Below are 20,561 nucleotides of genomic sequence, written 5' to 3' on the forward strand. Positions count from 1 at the left end.
TCGCGCCGGGTACGGTTGGTTGTTGTGTTGGTTGTTATTGTTTTGGTTCTTGTTGTTGGTGCTGGTGTGGTGGTTGTGCGTGTTCGGGATTTGCGTCAGGCTCGTGCGGCGTTATCGTCGGTGATGGTTCAGGAGTTTGAGGGGGATCGTCCTGGGGCTGTTCCTTTGGGGGAGGCTCCCGGGTCTTTTGTTTCTGGTGTTTCGGATCCTGATGTGTGGCCTGTTGACCCTATTCCTTCCAATAGGGTATCTGGTATCAGGAAGGCGATAGGCGTGTATGATTCGTTATATCCTAAGAGGGCTGTTTCTTTTGAGAGTGTGAAGAGGGCGTATGGTAGGGATTTGAAGCGTAATGTTGAGCAGGGCTGGAAGCTGGATAAGAAGGAACACGCCTTCGTATACTGGAGCCGGCGATACGCGAATCTGGTGTATAGGAGAGATGTGGTGGATAGTGACGGGGTTGTCCACCATAAAGGAGACAAAGTGGTGCTGGGGAATCCTCCTAGTAATTTTGGGTATATAAAGGGGGCAGATATGGAATATAAGGATTATATGTTTGCTTCGGGTCAGGGGGAGTGATAGAAATGTTGTCTGATTGTGAGTATTCGCGCCGGGTACGGTTGGTTGTTGTGTTGGTTGTTATTGTTTTGGTTCTTGTTGTTGGTGCTGGTGTGGTGGTTGTGCGTGTTCGGGATTTGCGTCAGGCTCGTGCGGCGTTATCGTCGGTGATGGTTCAGGAGTTTGAGGGGGATCGTCCTGGGGCTGTTCCTTTGGGGGAGGCTCCCGGGTCTTTTGTTTCTGGTGTTTCGGATCCTGATGTGTGGCCTGTTGACCCTATTCCTTCCAATAGGGTATCTGGTATCAGGAAGGCGATAGGCGTGTATGATTCGTTATATCCTAAGAGGGCTGTTTCTTTTGAGAGTGTGAAGAGGGCGTATGGTAGGGATTTGAAGCGTAATGTTGAGCAGGGCTGGAAGCTGGATAAGAAGGAACACGCCTTCGTATACTGGAGCCGGCGATACGCGAACCTGGTGTATAAGAATGATATTTTTTCTGATGGTCGTTTAATTCATAGGAAGGGTGATAAGGCTATAGATGTTGATGGTATAACTAATTATTATTTTATTACTCATAGTGATTCGCATGCGTTTCAGGATTATATGTTTGCTCCGGATCAGGGGGAGTGAGGAAGACAAATGATGCCATCTGCCCATATCCATCGCCGCCTCCTGCGCACACCGTCATTACGCACAGTACTGATATGCATCCTTGTTTTCCTGCTCGGAATTATCGCAATAACAATCCGGGCACAGTACCACAACGAGGTGGAAGTCCCACAGCAGCAGAAATTGTGCGAGAGTATGATTCTGGAATTTAGCAGTCATTTTGGGAATGCCCCTGCTCAGTGTTCACCCAGATACGGGCATACCCCGGACGACTGGCCTGACAACCCATTTTCTTCCGAACAGATACAGGATATCAAAAAAGCAATCGGTAAATATAACTTCTTATACCCTAAAAGGGCAGTTTCTTTTGAGAGTGTGAAGAGGGCGTATGGCAGGGATCTTGCGCGCAATATTTCAACCGGATGGCGGATATATACGAGGGAGATGTATTTTGCTTATTGGTATGGGGATTATAAGTCGGGAATTAAGTATGGAGCTTAACAGTATAAGGATATAGGAGTGTATGCGATGTTATCAGACCGTCAATATGATAGCCGGGTACGGATCGGCATTATAACGGTTATCACAGTTCTGGTATTTTCTCCAGTTATTATGGCCGGAAGTACCAATATACTGAGATACATCCAGGACAAGCGGGCGACTTCGGTGTCAATGGTGGATGAGTTCCAAGGCCTGCTTGACACAGACCATCCGCCTTTTGGGGAAAAACCCGCAAATTTCATACCTGGGCTCTCGCTCCCAGAGTGGTGGCCCGCTGATCCTATCCCCGCTGAAAAAGTGCCTGCTGTCAAGAAAGCAATCAGTGTGTATAACTCCAGAATCCGTAAATTATATCCAGATTGGACCGTCACTTATGAAAGTGTAAAACGGGCATACGGCAGGAACCTTGCGTATAATATACGGCACAGGTGGCAGCTGGGCAGGAAGGAAAAGCAGTTTGTAGTATGGTGCAGGAATGATGCCGATCTGGTATACAGGCATCCTGTGGTAATGCAGGATGAGCTCCATCATAAGAATGAGCGTGTTGAATACCCTCCTACAAATTTTGATTACGTCAATGATACCAGCGGGAAGTATAAGGATTATACGTTCTGGAGTAGTTGGGATGACATTGATACTGACTATTATTAGGCACTAATTTTTATTTTTTGAGTGTGGCCAGTATTTAACAATTTAACACCATTAATGGAGACAGTTTTATGGGTTTATTGCCTGAGCGCAAAAGGCCGCGCAGATATGACGATCTGCGCAGGGAATATACGGCATCAATGGATGAGATGTCGGACCGTGAAGAACAGCTTAAAGGCTTGAGGAAAGGGCTTGAAGAGCTGGGTTCTGAATTCGATGTATGCAGCATGCAGGTTGAGCGGCTGATTAGCGAACAGGTTGCAGCAGGATCGTTGCCCCGGCATTTTGATAACGACCTGTATGGTATCCGCCTTCTCCGCGAAGAGCAGCTCCTGGAGCTTGACGAGGAACAGGACCGGCTTCGGCTTGAACTGGATAAAATCCGTGGCACCATGGAGAAGCTGGATATCGAGTATGCCAGGGATATCCGCCGCCTGGATGAAGGCCTCGGAAAGGGCGGCTACTCACAGGGCACGTGACCGGCCTGAGCCGGCAGATATGCATAGACAATTATGCATAGACAATATAGACAAACTGGAAAAGAAAAAGGAATATACAGCAGAAAACAGCAGCAGGGAGGCAAATACTATGGCGGATATAACAAAAAGCACTGTATCGTTTGGAGAAGGATCTATTGTTTCTAAGTCTGATACAGCATCTAAAGCTGGTTCTGACCTTGTTACGGGGATGGCGGATTATCAGAACTGCCCTATGGAGCTTATTGCTGTGCAGGGGCAGGTGCCGGGAAACCAGCAGCATGATGGTGCAGTAGTGGAAGCGGTGTCTGATGCCCTCGGCTCATGGGAGCTGCTGGCTGAATCCGATAAGCAGGGTATCATGGAGGCCGCTGCTGCCTTAAGCGAAGGTGACCAGGCTGCCAGCCGGAATTTTAAGCAGGGCAAGTAGCAGGGAGCCGGCTTTAGGCAGCTGCCTGCTTTTGGAGCTGCCTGCGGACGCAAAGGAAGTGCGGCGATCGCGAGCGAGTGCGCGCCCCGCCTCAAATGCCCTCAAATGCTTTTACTGAGCTTCATTATTTGGCTGCCGTGCTGCTGCCAGCGACAGGCCGAACATGACGGCGATCACCACTTTTATGGAATCAAGGATGAGGAACGGCGCGGATGCATAAAGCAGAGACATAAAAGGGATATGCGTAATAATGCTTTGCACCCCAATGCCAATGCCGTAAAGGGCGGCCATAAGCCCTGCTGCACAGGAAGCGGCATAGCGCAGTGCGAGCAGCGCTTTGTGTGTATGCCCGCTATCCGCTGCTGCGGAATGGGACCATGTTGCGCCGGCCAGCAGTGCGGAGATAAGTGTAGCTGCGAGGAACCCCCAGATAAAACCTGCGCTGGGCCCTATAAGTGCGGCGGCGGACATCCCTCCTGAAAATACGGGTGCCCCCATAGCGCCTAATGCAATATATGCGCCTACCGCTGCGGTGATTTCGCTTAGCGAAAGCGCCAGCGCCATGCACATAAGGGTCCCTGTCTGCAGGGTGATCCCTACCGGTGTACCTGGAATGGGGATGCGTCCCAGGGCATTGGCGATGACCAGGGAGATCAGGGCGATGGTGGACCGCAGTGCTGAGGAGAGCAGCCGGTGGTGTGCAGCTGCGGCGCGCAGCCGCGGGATAAGGCCTGACAGAGTTTCCATAAATGCTCCTTTAGTGTTTTCCTGAAAATCGGTTACGTAACCGGCCATATACAGCCGTTTTCCTGGAAAATTTGTATAAAACAACAAAATTTTACTGCTGATTTTGTATTTTCCCTACAGTTTTCCACATATTTCAGGTAAATTTCATACACTATGATAGCTGTACGCACATGCCCTGTTTATTGTTGGGATCGATAAAAAACAGGTACAATTTTTATAGGTTTATATAAAGCGCTATCCGCATGATTGTAGTACTTTGGAAGTTGTGTTTTATGGGAAAAGATGGGATCGGGATCGTTCGGGGCATATAAGGCTAGTTCATCTGGACACTGTTAACTCTACGAATGACTATGCATTCGAACATACTGCCGGCGGGTCCGGCAGCGATACCCGGTTCTTGTTAGAATCTACAAAAAATTGTATAGCCGTTATCGCCGATAACCAGACAGGCGGGCATGGGCGGCTTGGGCGCGAGTGGGTCTCCTATCCGGGAGGGTCGTTGACTGCCTCTTTTGCTGCAGCCATCCCTCAGGAGGCTGTCACTAAAGGGTATTCAAACTGGCTGACGGTGCTCGCCGGCGTGGCCGCAGCAGATTCGTTGGAAGATATGTTTGTTTCGTGCTCCGGCGCCAGCCAGCCTGAGGATACGGCATCTGCCCTGCCGGGGGGATCTGATAGACGTAATAATAGCGGTGCTGCTATCCCTGTACCTGCCAGTTTGAAGCTTAAATGGCCTAATGATATTTACATGGACGGCAGGAAGCTCGGCGGCATATTGATCCGTCTGGGGACAGATAGCCTTGATGGCGGTTCCGACAGGGATACTTCACGTGAAGGTACTGCGGCTGCCGGCAGGGGAGAGCCTATGGTTCTTGCTGTGATTGGGATAGGGATCAATTGCGCAGTCCCCGCTGAGAAATTTAACGGGTTTGATGCGACATCGCTCAGCTCTGTTATGGATGTCCCGGCTGCAGGGCCTTCATTTGCAGCTTTCCGGGACGGGCTCGCTGAAAGTATCGCTGTGCGCCTGTCGCAGATGCTGTCTGATTTTAAGTCCTCGCCGTCAGAAACATGCCGGTACCTCAGAAACAGGGCTGAAAAGCTTGATTTTCTCAGGGCCCAGCCTGTAACTGTCTCACTCCCCTCAGGCGAAACATTTACGGGCACGGCGAAAGGGATATCTGCTGATGCTTCGCTGACTGTCGGGCTTGAAGACGGTTCCCGGCGGCGTATAACCGTCGGGGATGTTTCTGCCGGCGTTCCGCAGCCTGCGCAGCACACAATACACACAGTAACTGTAAACAGCACAGTAAACAAGGGCAGATAAGGGTATATAAGGGAGTCTGATATGAAAAAATTGCTCGTTGCCAACAGGTCCGAGATCGCCCTGCGTGTTATCCGCACGGCAAAGGAAATGGGTATTGAAACGGTAGCCGTATACTCCGAGCCGGACCGCCGCGCCCCTTATGTTGACCAGGCGACAGAAGCGTATTATCTTCCCGGGGATACATATAACGAAACATATCTTAATCAGGATGCAATCCTTGATATTGCCCGCCGCAGCGGGGCAGATGCCATACACCCGGGATACGGGTTCCTCTCGGAATCTGCAGATTTTGCTGCGCATGTGCTGGAACGCGGGCTTATATGGGTCGGCCCCAGACCGCAGGTGCTTGAAGACCTTGGGGATAAGATCAGCGCCCGGCGTGTGGCCCATGTAGCGCAGGTTCCGCCGGTGCCGGGCATCAGCGAACCCGTCGATGATGTGCACACACTGGTGGAATTCGGGGCAAGCTATGGGTATCCGGTAATGATGAAGCGTACCGATGGCGGCGGCGGGCGCGGCATTACTGTAGTGAAGGACGAAGACGGGCTCAGGTCTTTCTACTCTGCCCACGATTCCCTCCAGGGCAGTGATCTGGGCAAATACTTCATTGAGAAATTCGTAGCCCACGCGCGGCATGTGGAAACGCAGTGCGGGCGTGATTCGCTGGGGAATTTTACCGTGTATTCCACCCGCGACTGCTCTGTACAGCGCAGGAACCAGAAACTCATTGAAGAGGCCCCTGCGCCTTTCCTCAGCGACAAAGTGCAGGCACGCCTGATGACGTACTCCCGCAGGCTTTTTGATTCAGTCGGATATGAAGGCCTGGGGACCTGCGAATTCATGGTGACCCCAACAAGCGACGTGTATTTCCTGGAAGTCAACCCCCGCCTGCAGGTAGAGCATACGGTAAGCGAGGAAGTATGCGGGATCGACCTTGTACGGGAGCAGCTCAATATTGCAGACGGCAAAGAGCTTACCCGGGCAGGGGAGCCGCGCGGACACAGTTTCGAGCTGCGTATCACCAGCGAAGACCCGCAGAAAAACCTTACCCCGGGCTCCGGCACCATAGAGCACCTCCATTTCCCCTCAGGCCCGGGCATACGGATCGATTTCGGCGTGGCTGAAGGCAACACTGTTTCACCCAAATTCGATTCCATGATGGGAAAGATCATCATTACTGCCCGTACCCGTGAAGAGGCTATACCCCGCGTGCTGAGGGCACTTGATGAATTTGAGATCACAGGGATCACAACACCTTGCGAACTGTACCGCGATATATTCCACAATCCTGATTTCACCGCCGAAAACGGCAGCTTTGCTGTTACTACACGTTGGCTGGAGAAGAACTACCTTTCGCAGAGCGCTGCTTCTGCGCGGGCAGGCATGCCGCAGAGCCTTGTCCAGATGCAGTCCCCGCAGGAGATAATAGGCAGCGTTGCGCCGCAGTCCTTTATTATGGAGATCAACGGCAAGCGTGTGCGGCTCAACGTCCCCACAGATTTTGTGGGGCTGCTTACCCAGGGACGGCTGCGTTCGCAGCGCCGCCCGGCCCAGCCCCTGAGAGGGAACGGGCTCAGCACGGCGCATGCTGACAGCGGGTCACGGGCATCGTCCGATTCCAATGGGCAGATCAGCGCCCCTATGCAGGCTGTGGTCACGCGGGTCAATGTTGCTACGAATCAGAAGGTTTCCAAAGGCGATCTTCTCGTGGTCCTCGAATCTATGAAAATGGAAAATTATGTTTATGCCCCCCTGTCAGGGCGTGTGGCTGAGATCATGGTTGGGCCTTCTGACAGTGTCGATGCAGGCGACCCTCTGGTAACTATCTCTCAGGACGGTCCCGGGGAGGCTTCTGCCGATCCGGAAGATGCCGGCAGTACTGCCGCGGATAGGGCAGGCAGCACCAGCGGCGCCGATGGTACCGTCAGCAGGGCGGACAATGATGGGGCGGTTGACAGAGACCGGAAAGAAGGGGATAAATAATGGCAGCAGTACATACACTGGATGAGCAGGAAGTATCTTTACAGATACCAGTGCCGCCGGCAGCCTCGTCATCAGTCATTACTACGGCAGGGCGGCAGCCAATCCGCGCGGAGATCGTCCACGCGGCAAAGCTTGCGGCTGATGCAGAGGAAAACGCCCGGGAGCGCCAGCATCCAAAAGGGAAATATACGGCGCGTGAACGCCTTGACCTCCTTTTTGATGACAAGACCTTCCATGAAATAGGGCGTTTCAGCGGCGGCAATATCAATAAAGATATCCCGGGTTCAGCTGTTGTGACCGGCTTCGGACAGATCATGGGCCGGACAGCCGGAGTATATGCCCAGGATTTTTCCGTCCGCGGGGGGACTATGGGCCGGGCAGAGGGCAAAAAGATATGCCATCTGCTTGATATGGCAATGGAATTGAAAGTGCCTGTCATAGCAGTCATAGATTCCGGCGGTGCCCGTATCCAGGAAGGTGTAGAGGCCCTGACGCAGTACGGCCGGATATTCAGAAAAACATGCCAGGCATCAGGATACATACCTCAGATATCGCTGATCCTCGGCCCCTGCGCGGGCGGTGCGGTATATTGCCCAGCACTCACCGATATTGTGATCATGACCAAAGAGAATTCCTATATGTTTGTTACAGGGCCGGAGGTTGTGAAAGCTGCTACCGGCGAGCATATCTCCATGGAAGACCTTGGCGGCGGGCATGTGCATAATGCCACATCGGGCGTAGCACACTATCTGGGTGAAAACGAGGCCGATGCCATTGATTATGCCCGTACGCTCCTGGCCTATCTGCCTTCCAGCTGCGAAAGCGCCCCTCCTTCCTATGCTTATGCCGAAGGGCGTGCGGAGGACCTTGCAGCAGAACGTATAAGCCATATTGTCCCTGAGAATGATCGTCAGCCTTATGACGTGCTTGACGTGATCCGCTGCATTGCAGATTACGGTGAATTCATTGAGGTCCATGAGCTTTTTGCGCAAAGCGTGGTAACAGGGTTCGCCTGCATCAACGGACGCAGTGTGGGGATAGTTGCCAACCAGCCTTGTGTGCGTGCCGGCAGCCTTGACGTTGAATCGTCTGAAAAAGTTGCCCGCTTTGTCCGGCTCTGCGATGCCTTCAACGTCCCTGTCGTTACGCTTGTGGATGTCCCGGGATATAAGCCTGGCAGCGACCAGGAGCATGCCGGCATTATCCGCCGCGGTGCCAAAGTGATCTATGCATACGCCAACGCGCAGGTGCCCCTGGTTACTGTGATCCTGCGCAAGGCTTTTGGCGGCGCATATATTGTTATGGGGTCGAAATCGATGGGCGCCGACATCAACCTCGCCTGGCCCAATTCGCAGATAGCCGTCCTCGGCGCGCAGGGTGCCGTGAATATCCTTCACCGCAAGGAACTCCGCCGTACTGCAGATGATGGCGGCGATGTAGACGGGCTGAGGCAGAAACTCGTTGAAGAATATGAGCAGACCACGGTGAATGCCAACCTTTCCCTGGAGATAGGAGAGATAGACAGCATGATCGATCCCGAGGATACCCGTTCTGCTGTTTCGCAGGCGCTTGAACTGCTCAAAGATAAAAAAGCCCAGCCACGGTATGCGAGGAGGCACGGTAACCAGCCTCTGTAAACGCGCAGAAACGCGGGATGCAGATTGTAACAGAAGAAATATCTACAGCAAATAAATAATAAAAGCACAGAAGAAACCGATAATGCAAAAAAATAATACAGAAAAAGGTAATACAATGGACAACTCGTTCTTTTCCTCTATGGATACCCAGCCGCATGCTTTCCTTTTCGCCGGGCAGTCAACGCCATGGACCAGCACTGTGGATGAAGCTGCACAGAACAGCCGGCTCCTCGAACAGCTGCGTGCCTACGATGCTGCTGCTGAGGCGCTGCTGCAGCCTGCGGCAACTGAGCTTCTGACGGTCTATGGGAGGCGCCTGGACCTTTTCTCCTATGCATCGCAGAGCCTTATCCTGGGGGATGCCAGGTATGCTGAGGTCAGTGTGCCCGGAGTTGTACTGGCACAGCTGGCAGCCCTTCTAGACTCGAAAGAGCTGGGGATGCCTTTTGCTCCCGGTTCATTTGTCAGGGCAGCCGGACATTCACAGGGGCTTCTGTCAACTGATATCGTAGATGTGCTCAGCCGCCTTGCCCGCGGCGAAATATCCCAGGCCGGGGCTGATGCGCAGATTACATCCATACTGGCTGTTTCGCGCCTGATTGGCGCTGCGGGAAGCCGTATCGCCGGTGCACGGGGGATCGTCCCGGTGAAGGGTGCATCACCCATGCTGTCTGTTAAAGGGGCCACCCGCGAACAGATCGAAGTACTTATTTCACGGGTCCCTGAGCGTCAGGGCGAAATCGTTATCGGTGTGAAAAATTCACGCGATAATTATGTGGTATCGGGTTATCCTGAGGACCTGCGCAAGCTTGAAACCTGCATAAACAATGAGCATAAGCATCAGCAGAAGCTGCGTGAACAGAAAGTGCGGGGAGGCAGCGTATTCGATCCGTCAGTGGAGTATCTGGAGGTATCGATCCCCTTCCATTCGCCGGTACTCGCAGACGCGGTGGAGCTTGTCGGCCGCTGGGCTGACGAGTGCGGCATCGACAGCGGATATGCGCGGCGCCTGGCCCGGGCCGTACTCGTTGACACTGTTGACTGGGCGGCCCAGATTGAGGGGATACTCAGCGATTACCGTGCATGGAAGGAAGCCTCCGCCAACGGCGAAGGCACGGATTCCGGAAGCACAGATGAGCCCGGCGCCGGCAGTGAAAGCAGCCAGCGTGACGGGCAGACGCTCTGGTTTATCGATTACGGCCCGGGCGTCGTTGCAGAAAAGCTTACTGCAGCCCTTATTGAAGGCACCGGTGCCGGCGTCGTCAGCGCTGCAAGTGCCGGCAAGCGCCTTGACCTTGCTACGCCCGGCCGTACATATAAACCAGCTGAAGACTGGTCGCAGTTTGCGCCACATATTGTCAGCACTGAGGCCGGTGACAAAGTCAGTACTGCCTTTACCCGCCTGACAGGCCGTTCGCCCATCATGGTAGCAGGTATGACCCCTACAACGGTAGAGCCGGATCTGCCTGCGGCTGCGGCCAACGCCGGGTACTGGGCCGAGCTTGCCGGCGGCGGGCAGGTCACTGAGGAAGTGTTCGACAATAATATTGCGCGGCTTAAAAGCCTGCTTGACGAAGGCACATCCGTAGAATTCAACGCCATGTTTATGGACAGGTATCTGTGGAACCTCCAGTTTGGGGGGAAGCGGATAGTATCCAAGGCGCGTATCTCAGGTGCCCCTGTTGACGGGGTAGTGATTTCAGCAGGTATCCCTGAGGCCGACGAAGCTATGGAGCTGATAACGCAGCTCCATGATGACGGGTTCACCTATGTTGTTTTCAAACCCGGTACTGTTGCACAAATCAGGCAGGTACTGGATATCGCGAAGGAAGCTGATCCGGTTACCGTGATCATGGAAGTTGAAGGCGGTGCTGCAGGCGGGCATCATTCATGGGAAAGCCTTGATGACCTGCTGGTAAACACATATGCGGATATCCGTGCCCGGCATAATGTCGTCCTGGTTGCCGGCGGCGGTATCGGGACACCTGAGCGTGCGGCAGATTATATTTCCGGCCAGTGGTCTGAGCAGTACGGCCTGCCTGCGATGCCTGTTGACGGTGTGCTTGTGGGGACCGCACTGATGACGGCGAAAGAAGCCCATACAAGCCCGCAGGTCAAAAAATTCCTTGTGGAAACGCCCGGGATCACAGATACTGAAAAGAACGGGGACCCTTTTGCGCCGCTGGGGGAAAGCTGGGTACCCAGTGGAGGGGTTGCCGGCGGTATGTCTTCAGGGCTGAGCCATCTTCATGCTGATATTTATGAGATCGAAAATGCTTCTGCGCGCGCGGGGCGCCTGATCGTGCATCTGGAGAAGCATCCTGAAGAGCTGGAAAGCCGCAGGGATGAGATCATCAAGGCGCTTGACAACACTGCCAAGCCGTATTTCGGCGATGTGGAAGATATGACCTACTATGAGTGGGCCCAGCGTTTTGTGGAACTGACCTATCCGTGGGCAGACAGGACTTTCGGGCTGCGGTTCCTCCACCTCCTCCACCGTATTGAAGCGCGTATCAATGAGCAGGATAAAGGCACATTCACTTCAGTATTTTCTGATGCGCAGGCTGTGGAAGACCCGCAGCAGGCCTTGGAAATATTGCTCAGGGAATACCCAGAGTCCCGTACCGCCCATGTGGCTGCCACAGATGCCGCATGGTTCCCGCAGCTGTCCCAGGAATATCCGAAACCGCTGCCGTTCGTCCCTGTGATCGACGGGGACCTTCTGCGCTGGTGGGGGCGCGACCAGCTGTGGCAGGCTGAAGATAGCCGGTACAGCGCCGATTCTGTACGGATAATCCCCGGGCCGCTTTCCGTTGCGGGCATTACAACAATGAACGAACCCGTAGTAGATATCCTCTCCCGTTTTGATAAAACCGTTGCTGACCGTGTCCGCGCTGCGGACAGTAAAGAAGGGTACCGGACCCCTGCCAGCCTTTCCGCCCAGGAAGGATGCGATGATGACGAGGCCTTTATCCGCCAATCCCCAACGATTTCATGGGTCGGGCATGTTATGGACAACCCCGCGTACAATACCCGCAGGGATGACCCGAACTATACGCTGACACATGTCCAGACACAGGGGATGCAGGAGTTTTATGACCTTGATATCCATCTTGATACATTCTGGGATGGTGAAAGGCGGCATGGGACCGGTGAACAGGAGCCTTACGCTGTGCGGCATATTGTTATCCCGCTTATTGTGGACCACGGCCATCCATTCCGCATGCCGGTCGTAGACCGTGACCGTCTGAAGGGGCATATCTATGCACTCCTTGCAGGGACCGCCGGTATCGGCAATACTGCTGTCACAGGCGATGTACTTGACCGTATGCCTGAGATATCCCCTGAAACAAAAGATGCAGCCCATCCGTTCGGTATAGCGGCTGCCCATTATACGCTCAGCGCAAATCTGGGGTATGACCATGAGAGTGCTACCGCAGGCCATCTGCCGCAGTCTCTCATCCCCTCAGGTATTGTTCCTGATGCGCTTACGGGACCGGCATGGCCTGCGATATATACTGCGCTCGGCTCTGTTTACGTAGGGGAGACCCCAATCATTGAAGGCCTGCTTAATGCTGTCCATCTGGACCATTCCGTTGAGCTGCTTGTCAGCGATGCACAGCTGCAGGGGTATTATGGCCAGCGTATAGATCTGAAGAGCTGGGCCGATGATTTCCAGGAATCTTCAGCCGGGCGTGTAGTCACTATACATGTGGAGCACGCCGGTCAGGACGGTACCGTACTGGCCCGTGAGACGGAGCGTTTCGCAATACGCGGACGTGTCTATTCTTCACAGCTGCCTGCAGATGCCCCTGATTACGGCGGCATAAAGGCGGACATCCGCCCGGCTGCGCGCCGTCTGCTGCGCCGCGTTACAGTGCAGGCGCCGGATAATATGACTGCCTTCGCGCGTGTATCAGGGGATTTCAACCCGATCCATACGTCAGCCCGTGCAGCGCGTGTATCAGGGCTCCAGGCCCCGCTGGTCCACGGGATGTGGCTGTCTGCGGCTGCGCAGCATGTTGTGCAGGCGGCAGATACCAAGGGTGCACACTATGAGATCGCAGGATGGACGTATGCCATGTACGGCATGGTCCAGCTGAATGACCGCGTTGAGATCAGCGTCGAGCGCGTAGGCAAGGTCAATGACGGCGGGATCGTTATTGAAGTGACATGCCGCATCGGTGAAGAGATCGTATCCCGTGCCACTGCCGTGTGCCGGCCTTATACTTCAGCTTATGTGTTCCCGGGGCAGGGGATCCAGAAGCAGGGCATGACGCTTGATGAGCGCGCGCAGTCGCCGGCAGCCCGCCAGGTGTGGGAGCGCGCAGACAGGCTTACCCGCAGCAGGCTCGGGTTCTCCATACTTGCTGTTGTGCGCGATAACCCTAAGGAACTTACAGCGCGCGGCGTGACATACCGGCATCCTGAAGGGTTGCTCAACCTGACACAGTTTACCCAGGTCGCGCTGGCAACCGTGGCCCAGGCGCAGACCGCCCGTTTGCGTGAAGCGGGAATGGTTTTCGAGCCCGCATATTTTGCCGGGCATTCCCTGGGGGAATATAACGCACTGAGTGCTTTTGCCCAGATAATCCCACTGGAAACAGAGCTTGAGCTGGTCTTCCACCGCGGCTCCACCATGCACCATCTTATTGAACGCGATGCACAGGGCCGGTCGAATTACCGTATGGGGGCTCTGCGCCCGAACCAGTTCGGTGTGGATGATGCCCATGTTAACGGTTACATTGATGATATATCACGCCAGTCAGGTGAATTCCTGCAGATCGTTAACTATAACCTTGCAGGCTCCCAGTATGCAATAGCAGGGACTATTGCCGGACTGAAAGCGCTTGAGAAGGATTCTTCCCGCCGTGCGCGTGAAGCGGGCGGCAAGAAGCCGTTTATGCTGGTCCCTGGCATTGACGTCCCGTTCCATTCCACCCTGCTGCGCAAAGGTGTTCCGGAGTTCCGCGCAAAACTGGATTCCCTGCTTCCTGAAGATATTAAGTACCGCCGGCTTGTAGGGCGTTATATCCCCAACCTGGTAGCACGCCCGTTTGAGCTGACCCGCGATTTCGCCCGGGCTATCCTTGATGTGGTACCTTCAGAACAGCTGCGCGCGATTGCAGACAATGATGATCGGTGGAATGAGTATGCCGCTGACGAAGGCAAACTCGCGCGGCTCCTTCTTATCGAACTCCTATGCTGGCAGTTTGCATCCCCCGTACGGTGGATCGAAACCCAGAGCCTGCTGTTCACCCCTGAAGGGAGGGGCGGCCTTGGAGTTGAAAATTATGTTGAAGTCGGTCTTGGCAATTCCCCAACGCTGGCGAACCTCGGGTCCCGCACCCTGCTGCTCCCCGAGTTTGCAGGCGTAACTGTGGATGTATTCAATGCAGGCCGCGATGAGAAGCGTGTCTATATGACAGACGATGACCCGGATTCGCTTGTTGAGCAGACGGAACCTGAGGCTGATACCGAGCCGGGTGTTTCCGAGGCTGCTTCTGCTGGGGAGGCTGCCAGCCCGGCAACCGCGCCTGCCGCTGGGCAGGGTGCAGCAGAGCCGGCAAAGGCAGCAGATACTAATACTGCACTTGCTGCGTCTGCCGGAGCTTCCGGTGTTGCCGGTTCCGCCGGTACTGTTCCCGCTTCCGGCGCCGCGCCTGCTGAAGATATCCCGTTCACAGCGTGGGACGGCATCAGGACGCTGATAGCATACAGCGCAAAGATCCGTCCAGACCAGATCGGGGTACAGGACACTACTGATACCCTGACCAATGGCGTATCTTCACGGCGCAACCAGCTGCTTATGGATATGAGTGCAGAGCTGGGTGTCCCCAGCATTGAAGGTGCTGCTGAAGCAGCTGTCAGCGCGCTTGAGCCGACTATAACCAAGGCAGCTCCCCGGTATAAGGCTTTCGGCCATGTGCTTTCCGACGCTGTGCGGGAGCGTATCCACCAGCTGTTCGGTTCGGCAGGCGTGAAACAGTCCCATATTGCGCAGCATGTGCATGATGCCTGGGGCCTGGGTGATGGCTGGGCAGCATTCGTTACTGCAGAACTGCTTCTGGGGACCCGTGAGGGTGTCAGCACGCGCGGCGGCGATCTGGCCACACTTCCTGTCGGCGCAGTATCCAATACTTCCGGTGCTGACGCGCTTATTGATAAAGCAGTCCAGGCAGTAGCTGCGGCTCATGGCGTTACGGTAGCCCCGCAGTCGGCACAGTCTGCCGGGGCTGGGGCGATGGTGGATTCTGCGGCCCTGAAAGAATTCTCCGAGCAGATCACAGGGGAATCGGGCATCCTCGCATCCGCAGCGCGTTTCATCCTGGACAAGCTTGGCATAAAAGCTTCAGGATCTGCTGAGGAAACGGAGGATAACAGTGGGATCGTTGATATGGTCAACGCCGAGCTTGGCCCGCAGTGGCCGAAACTCGTTTCCCCGCGGTTCGATGCGCGCAAAGCTGTCCTTCTGGACGACCGCTGGGCCAGTGCACGCGAGGACCTTGCGCATATCTATTACGGCGATGATGAACAATGCGCTGCGGAAAGCTATACGGGTGCAGGGGAGGCTGTGGCCCGCCAGGCAGCATGGTATGCACAGCAGGCCAGGCTGCACGGGGGAGAGGCTGCGCGCCATGCGGAAACATTCGGCCGTATATCCCGGGAGGCTTTGCGCACAGTACCTTCTGCACAGGAAGATGCCGGCACGCTCCCATTCGCCCGTGATATTGCTGTAGTTACCGGCGCATCTGAAAAGTCGATCGCAGGACAGGTGGCTGCCCAGCTGCTTGCAGGCGGCGCAACCGTTATTGCAACAAGCTATTCTTTTGACACCGGTTTCATCCAGTGGGCTAAAGAGATATACCGTACGCATGCCGCAGGGGAAGCACGCCTGTGGATAGTCCCGGCAAACCTGTCCAGTTACCGCGATGTGGATGCGCTTGCTGCGTGGGTAGGCAATGAGCAGAAAGAGACCCATGGCGCAACAACCACTGTGGTCAAACCGGCATACGCCCCGACGCTGCTGTTCCCATTCGCCGCGCCGGGCGTCCACGGCACGCTGTCTGATTCCGGCGAGCTTTTTGAATCCCAAGCCAGGCTTATGCTCTGGGGGGTCGAGAGGCTTATCTCCCGGCTGGGCGTTCTTGGGGCGGACACCGATGTGGACCATCGCCTGCATGTGGTGCTTCCGGGATCGCCTAACCGCGGCACCCTTGGCGGTGACGGCGCATACGGCGAAGTCAAGAGTGCTTTTGATGCCATAGTCAACCGGTCCCGGGTCGAAAAAGACTGGTCCGGCACCGTTACCTTTGCCCATCCGCGGATCGGCTGGGTACGCGGTACCGGCCTGATGGGCGGGAACGATCCGCTTGTCGAGGCTATTGAACGCCGGGGGGTTCGGACCTACAGTACTGAAGAGATAGCAGCCGAGCTCCTTAAGCTGTCTTCGGCAGAAGCCCGCGAGCAGGCTGAACAGGATCCTGTCGAGGCTGACCTTACAGGCGGAATGGGGTCTCTGGATATCGATATGTCCCAGCTGCGCGAGGAAGCCCTGGCCGGATCAGGTACCGGACCCGAAACTGACAGCAGCGGAGAGCATAGCGATGCCGGCACTGTTCCGGAAAATGTGTCCGGAGCCTCCTTAGAGGCCGGGGACACTCCGGGTTCTCCCGCAGGGATTGCCCCGGATCCTTCTGCAAAGGCTGGTGCTTCTGCAGAGGCGGCTTCAGAAAACACCCGTAAAGATACTTCTGAAGTCAAGGCCCTTCCCACCCTCCATACACCGCAGCAGCCTGAGGTCAGGATGGGTGAATGGGATTCCGTGACTGCCCGCCCTGAAGATGAGGTAGTTATTGTTTCCATTGGCGAACTGGGTACATGGGGTTCCGGGCGTACCCGCCGTGATGCCGAACTGGGCATTGCAGCGGACGGTACCGTTGACCTGAGTGCTGAAGGTGTGCTGGAACTGGCATGGAATATGGGCCTCATCTCATGGCAGGATTCGCCCGAACCCGGTTGGATCGATACTGACGGCAACCTCGTCGCGGAAGAGGATATTTACGAAAAATTCCATGACGATGTTGTAGCGCGGAGCGGCATCCGCCCGTTCGATGACGGCATGGGGTCAGATTACCTTCATGGGACTGACAGCAAGTCTGCGGAAGTTTTCCTCGACCACGACGTCACGTTCAGTGTGGCGAATGAGGCTGCGGCGCGTGAATATATGGATGCTGACAGTGAGCATACTGTTATCCGTCATGATGACGGGTCGGATGAATGGCTCGTTACACGTACGCAGGGCGCTTCCGCTTTCGTGCCGCGGCGTGCAGTCATGACGCGGACTGTGGGCGGGCAGTTCCCGAAGGGCTTTGATCCGCGCAAGTGGGGTATACCGGCATCTATGGTCGATTCCGTGGACCCAATCGCCCTATGGAACATTGTGACCACGGTCGATGCCTTTATTTCCGCAGGTTTCTCGCCTTCAGAAATACTCCAGTCCATACATCCGTCAATGCTCGCTTCAACGCAGGGCACCGGTTTCGGCGGCATGAATTCCATGCGGCAGCTGTATGTAAACCGTTACCTGAGCCAGGCGTACCCGACGGATATCCTTCAGGAAGCATTGCCCAATGTTGTTGCGGCACATGTAATGCAGTCCTACGTTGGCGGTTACGGCAACATGATACAGCCAGTATCCGCCTGTGCAACTGCAGCCGTATCGCTTGAAGAGGGCGTCGATAAGATTAAGCTCGGCAAGGCAGATTTTGTTGTTACCGGTGCGATCGATGATATTGGCGTCGAGTCTGTAAACGGTTTCGGCGATATGAATGCCACGGCCAACTCTGAGGAGATGTACGGCAAAGGTATTGACAGCAGGTTCTTCTCCAGGGCGAACGACCGCCGCCGAGGAGGATTCCTCGAAGCCCAGGGCGGGGGGACCATACTCATCACGCGCGGTGACCTGGCCATGAAACTCGGCCTTCCGGTTGCAGCCGTCGTCGGGTACGCTAACTCGTTCGCAGACGGCGCCCACACATCGATCCCCGCCCCTGGGCTTGGGGCGCTTGCAGCGGCCCGCGGCGGCCGTGATTCGGCGCTTGTCCGTCAGCTTGCTGCACTGGGTATCGCCCCGGATGATATAGCTGTGGTCTCCAAGCATGACACGTCAACGAATGCTAATGACCCTAACGAGTCTGAACTTCATAACACGCTGGCGCATGCTATCGGCAGGTCCGAAGGCAACCCTCTGTATGTTATTTCTCAGAAGACCCTTACCGGCCATGCCAAGGGAGGGGCGGCTATCTTCCAGATAAACGGCCTGGTCCAGGTGTTCGCATCGGGTATTATCCCGGCTAATGCATCCCTGGACTGCGTAGACCCGGAGCTTGCGGGCGATGACCTTATGGTTTGGCTGCGCAGGCCTCTGGATCTGGGCAAGGCGCATCACACTATCAAGGCCGGCCTGGTCACTTCCCTAGGGTTTGGTCATGTGTCGGGCTTCATAGCGCTTGTCCATCCTGGTGCTTTTGAAGCAGCGGTAGAGCATGCTTATGGGCAGGATGCCCTCCGTACATGGAAAGGAAGGGCCAATAAGCGCCTTGCTGAGGGCGGCCGCCACCGCAGGGATGGTATGATCGGCAGGAAACCTTTGTTTGAGCTGATCGATAACCGCCGCTTCCACGAGGATTCCCGCCATTATGATTCCCACGAGGCGGAAAAGGCTATGCTGCTTGACCCTCAGGCACGTCTGGCAGATAATGGGTATTATGAATTCAGGAATGCACAATAATATGCACGATACTGCGCAGGCTGGGGGGCAAGCTACCCCTCCGCCTGCGCAGCACGAATCCCCCTATCCGGCGCAAGGCCTGTCGGAGCCGCAGGGGCCGCGGTATATCGTGGCAGGGCTTGGGCATGACGTGGTCAGTGTGCAGGAATTTTCTGCACAGTGCGCTGCGCCGGAGTCCGAGTTTCTCGCCTGCGCCTTTTCGGTGCGCGAAATACGCCAGTCCCAGCAGCGCAGTGCTGCTAAAGGGGATAAAATAGCTGCCCATCTGGCTGCGCGCTGGGCGGGCAAAGAAGCATTCCTTAAGGCATGGTGCGAGGCTCTGTCGCGCTGCAGCGGAGGGACTGACAGCAGCGCTGGGGAACCGGGTACCCGGACGTCTTACACTTATCCGTACACTGTGGATAACTTCCCATGGAGGGAAGTGGAAGTCGTTTCAGACAACAGGGGCGTACCGCATATCACTCTTTCTGCAGAAATGGAGCAGTATCTCAGCAGCAGCCTGGGCGTGCGTGCTGGGAACAAAGAGGGGGGTATCGAAGGCAGGGAAGAAAGCGGCTGCGGGAAAGCCGGCTGTAGGGCATCACCATATATTGATATCCATGTATCTTTGAGCCATGACGGGCCTGTTGCTTCTGCGGTAGCAATGATCCTGGAGATCACCGGTACCGCCGGTACTGCCCATACTGCCGGCGCAGCCTCTGCAGCCGGGAACTGCTGATCTGCTCATACGACGGTACAGCCTCAACGCCTGCAGCTTGCAGCAGCCGGCATACCTGCATATCTGATATAACGGATTATAAAAATAACTGATCTTTCCGCGGCGTGTCGGACACCCCTGGATATCCGAGGTTTCTGTAGAGTATTCTTGTGAGAAAGCTCGCGATAAGGTTTTTTAATGATGTACCGGTCGTTGTTTTAACGGTTATTGAGTCCATCATAATTTTTGCTGCAACAATGGTGGCGAAACTTGCTTTCACGCAGATTGCCCCTCTTCCCGCAGCATGGTGGCGTGTCGGTTTTGCGCTGCTCTTTTTATGGGTATGGCGTAAACCATGGAAAAAATTTACAGAGATACTCCCCACACATGCACGCGGCTGGCTGTGGCTGGCAGCGCTGGGCATTTCATCTGTGTTCATGAACACCACGTTTTACATGGCTATCGGCACACTCAATGTAGGTGTGGCAGTCGCTATAGAATTTATCGGGCCGCTCGCCGTTGCAGTGATGACAGGCAGGCACTGGCGCGAATACGTGGGGATAATTATTGCGGTATGCGGGATCGTTACGCTCAGCTGGAGCTCTTTTGCCTCGCAGAACAGGACATCCCTGGCAGGGCTGGCGGCAATCCTGATCAGCGGGGTTCTGTGGGGGACTTATATTATCTCCGGCAGGCGCATTGCACTCGGTGGGCGCCCTCTGGACAGTATGACAATAGCCCTTACTATCGGTTTCGCAGCACAGTCGGTATTCCTTATGCTCCCCGGTATCAATAGCGTTATCTATCCCCAGCCCTCGGCAACGTGGCTGCGTCAGCCGTGGGGGCCGCCTGCGCTGATAGCCCTCATGTTTTGTGTGGCATTATGCGCGTCATTCCTGCCATATATTTTTGACCTGTTTATTATGCGGCGCACGCTTCCCAGCAAATTCTCCGTAATGCAGTCGATAAGCCCTGCGGTTGCTACGATTATCGGCCTGTTCTTTGGGGAGGTACCTACCGTAGTTGATATCGTTGGTATTGGCCTTATTATTGTTGCAGTATTTATTACATTTTCATCAGACGAACGCGCAGCCGGGGAAGCTGGGGCCAAGGGGGCACAGCTCTGAGCGTCTGCAGCCGGTTGGTTCGTGTTCTT

The 20,561-nt window shown here is 55.2% G+C and carries 12 protein-coding genes; 11 read left to right on the top strand and 1 reads right to left on the bottom strand.

Annotated features, from left to right (window positions below; translation table 11 throughout):
* Window positions 1-123: 123 nt before the first annotated feature.
* From ABKA16_RS01130 to ABKA16_RS01150, 5 genes are all read left to right on the top strand, one after another.
* Window positions 124-579 (top strand): hypothetical protein, encoded by a 456-nt coding sequence (locus ABKA16_RS01130; RefSeq protein ID WP_434156686.1) that lies wholly within the window; start codon window positions 124-126, stop codon window positions 577-579.
* A 5-nt stretch (window positions 580-584) separates the two neighbouring features.
* Window positions 585-1,187, top strand: a complete 603-nt coding sequence (locus tag ABKA16_RS01135; RefSeq protein WP_381000150.1) for a hypothetical protein — start codon at window positions 585-587, stop codon at window positions 1,185-1,187.
* A 507-nt stretch (window positions 1,188-1,694) separates the two neighbouring features.
* Window positions 1,695-2,318, top strand: a complete 624-nt coding sequence (locus tag ABKA16_RS01140) for a hypothetical protein (RefSeq protein ID WP_434156687.1) — start codon at window positions 1,695-1,697, stop codon at window positions 2,316-2,318.
* A 68-nt stretch (window positions 2,319-2,386) separates the two neighbouring features.
* Window positions 2,387-2,794, top strand: a complete 408-nt coding sequence (locus ABKA16_RS01145) for a hypothetical protein (protein ID WP_380999605.1) — start codon at window positions 2,387-2,389, stop codon at window positions 2,792-2,794.
* Between the two features lie 109 nt (window positions 2,795-2,903).
* Complete coding sequence (locus tag ABKA16_RS01150) at window positions 2,904-3,221, top strand: hypothetical protein (RefSeq protein ID WP_380999603.1); 318 nt, start codon at window positions 2,904-2,906, stop codon at window positions 3,219-3,221.
* Between the two features lie 111 nt (window positions 3,222-3,332).
* Here the strand turns inward: ABKA16_RS01150 and ABKA16_RS01155 are convergent, their stop codons facing one another.
* Window positions 3,333-3,968: a biotin transporter BioY gene (locus ABKA16_RS01155; protein ID WP_380999601.1), complete on the bottom strand. Its 636-nt coding sequence runs from the start codon at window positions 3,966-3,968 to the stop codon at window positions 3,333-3,335.
* A 265-nt stretch (window positions 3,969-4,233) separates the two neighbouring features.
* Between ABKA16_RS01155 and ABKA16_RS01160 the strand changes: the two genes are divergently transcribed.
* The 6 genes from ABKA16_RS01160 (at window position 4,234) to ABKA16_RS01185 (ending at window position 20,532) form a co-directional block, all read left to right on the top strand.
* Window positions 4,234-5,295: a biotin--[acetyl-CoA-carboxylase] ligase gene (locus ABKA16_RS01160; RefSeq protein ID WP_007147632.1), complete on the top strand. Its 1,062-nt coding sequence runs from the start codon at window positions 4,234-4,236 to the stop codon at window positions 5,293-5,295.
* A gap of 21 nt (window positions 5,296-5,316) precedes the next feature.
* A complete protein-coding gene (locus ABKA16_RS01165) occupies window positions 5,317-7,278 on the top strand; it encodes a biotin carboxylase N-terminal domain-containing protein (RefSeq protein WP_380999600.1) in 1,962 nt (653 codons plus the stop codon).
* Window positions 7,278-8,915, top strand: a complete 1,638-nt coding sequence (locus tag ABKA16_RS01170; protein WP_380999599.1) for an acyl-CoA carboxylase subunit beta — start codon at window positions 7,278-7,280, stop codon at window positions 8,913-8,915. Before ABKA16_RS01165 ends, ABKA16_RS01170 begins: the two co-directional genes overlap by 1 nt.
* Before the next feature lie 115 nt (window positions 8,916-9,030).
* Window positions 9,031-18,708: a fatty acid synthase subunit beta domain-containing protein gene (locus tag ABKA16_RS01175; RefSeq protein ID WP_380999597.1), complete on the top strand. Its 9,678-nt coding sequence runs from the start codon at window positions 9,031-9,033 to the stop codon at window positions 18,706-18,708.
* On the top strand, window positions 18,686-19,426 hold the full coding sequence (locus tag ABKA16_RS01180; RefSeq protein WP_380999595.1) for a holo-ACP synthase: 741 nt from the start codon (window positions 18,686-18,688) through the stop codon (window positions 19,424-19,426). The genes ABKA16_RS01175 and ABKA16_RS01180 overlap by 23 nt, the downstream gene beginning before the upstream one ends.
* Before the next feature lie 149 nt (window positions 19,427-19,575).
* Complete coding sequence (locus tag ABKA16_RS01185; RefSeq protein ID WP_380999593.1) at window positions 19,576-20,532, top strand: EamA family transporter; 957 nt, start codon at window positions 19,576-19,578, stop codon at window positions 20,530-20,532.
* The last annotated feature ends 29 nt before the right edge of the window (window positions 20,533-20,561 follow it).

This window comes from Scardovia wiggsiae (assembly GCF_051045985.1).
Classification (GTDB): domain Bacteria; phylum Actinomycetota; class Actinomycetes; order Actinomycetales; family Bifidobacteriaceae; genus Scardovia; species Scardovia wiggsiae.

Excerpts from the sequence above, each read along its gene's own strand:
- ABKA16_RS01175 (WP_380999597.1), top strand. The coding sequence starts at position 9,031 with ATGGACAACTCGTTCTTTTCCTCTATGGATACCCAGCCGCATGCTTTC.
- ABKA16_RS01140 (WP_434156687.1), top strand. The coding sequence starts at position 1,695 with ATGTTATCAGACCGTCAATATGATAGCCGGGTACGGATCGGCATTATA.
- ABKA16_RS01180 (WP_380999595.1), top strand. The coding sequence starts at position 18,686 with ATGAATTCAGGAATGCACAATAATATGCACGATACTGCGCAGGCTGGG.
- ABKA16_RS01145 (WP_380999605.1), top strand. The coding sequence starts at position 2,387 with ATGGGTTTATTGCCTGAGCGCAAAAGGCCGCGCAGATATGACGATCTG.
- ABKA16_RS01165 (WP_380999600.1), top strand. The coding sequence starts at position 5,317 with ATGAAAAAATTGCTCGTTGCCAACAGGTCCGAGATCGCCCTGCGTGTT.
- ABKA16_RS01170 (WP_380999599.1), top strand. The coding sequence starts at position 7,278 with ATGGCAGCAGTACATACACTGGATGAGCAGGAAGTATCTTTACAGATA.
- ABKA16_RS01130 (WP_434156686.1), top strand. The coding sequence starts at position 124 with ATGGTTCAGGAGTTTGAGGGGGATCGTCCTGGGGCTGTTCCTTTGGGG.
- ABKA16_RS01155 (WP_380999601.1), bottom strand. The coding sequence starts at position 3,968 with ATGGAAACTCTGTCAGGCCTTATCCCGCGGCTGCGCGCCGCAGCTGCA.
- ABKA16_RS01135 (WP_381000150.1), top strand. The coding sequence starts at position 585 with ATGTTGTCTGATTGTGAGTATTCGCGCCGGGTACGGTTGGTTGTTGTG.
- ABKA16_RS01150 (WP_380999603.1), top strand. The coding sequence starts at position 2,904 with ATGGCGGATATAACAAAAAGCACTGTATCGTTTGGAGAAGGATCTATT.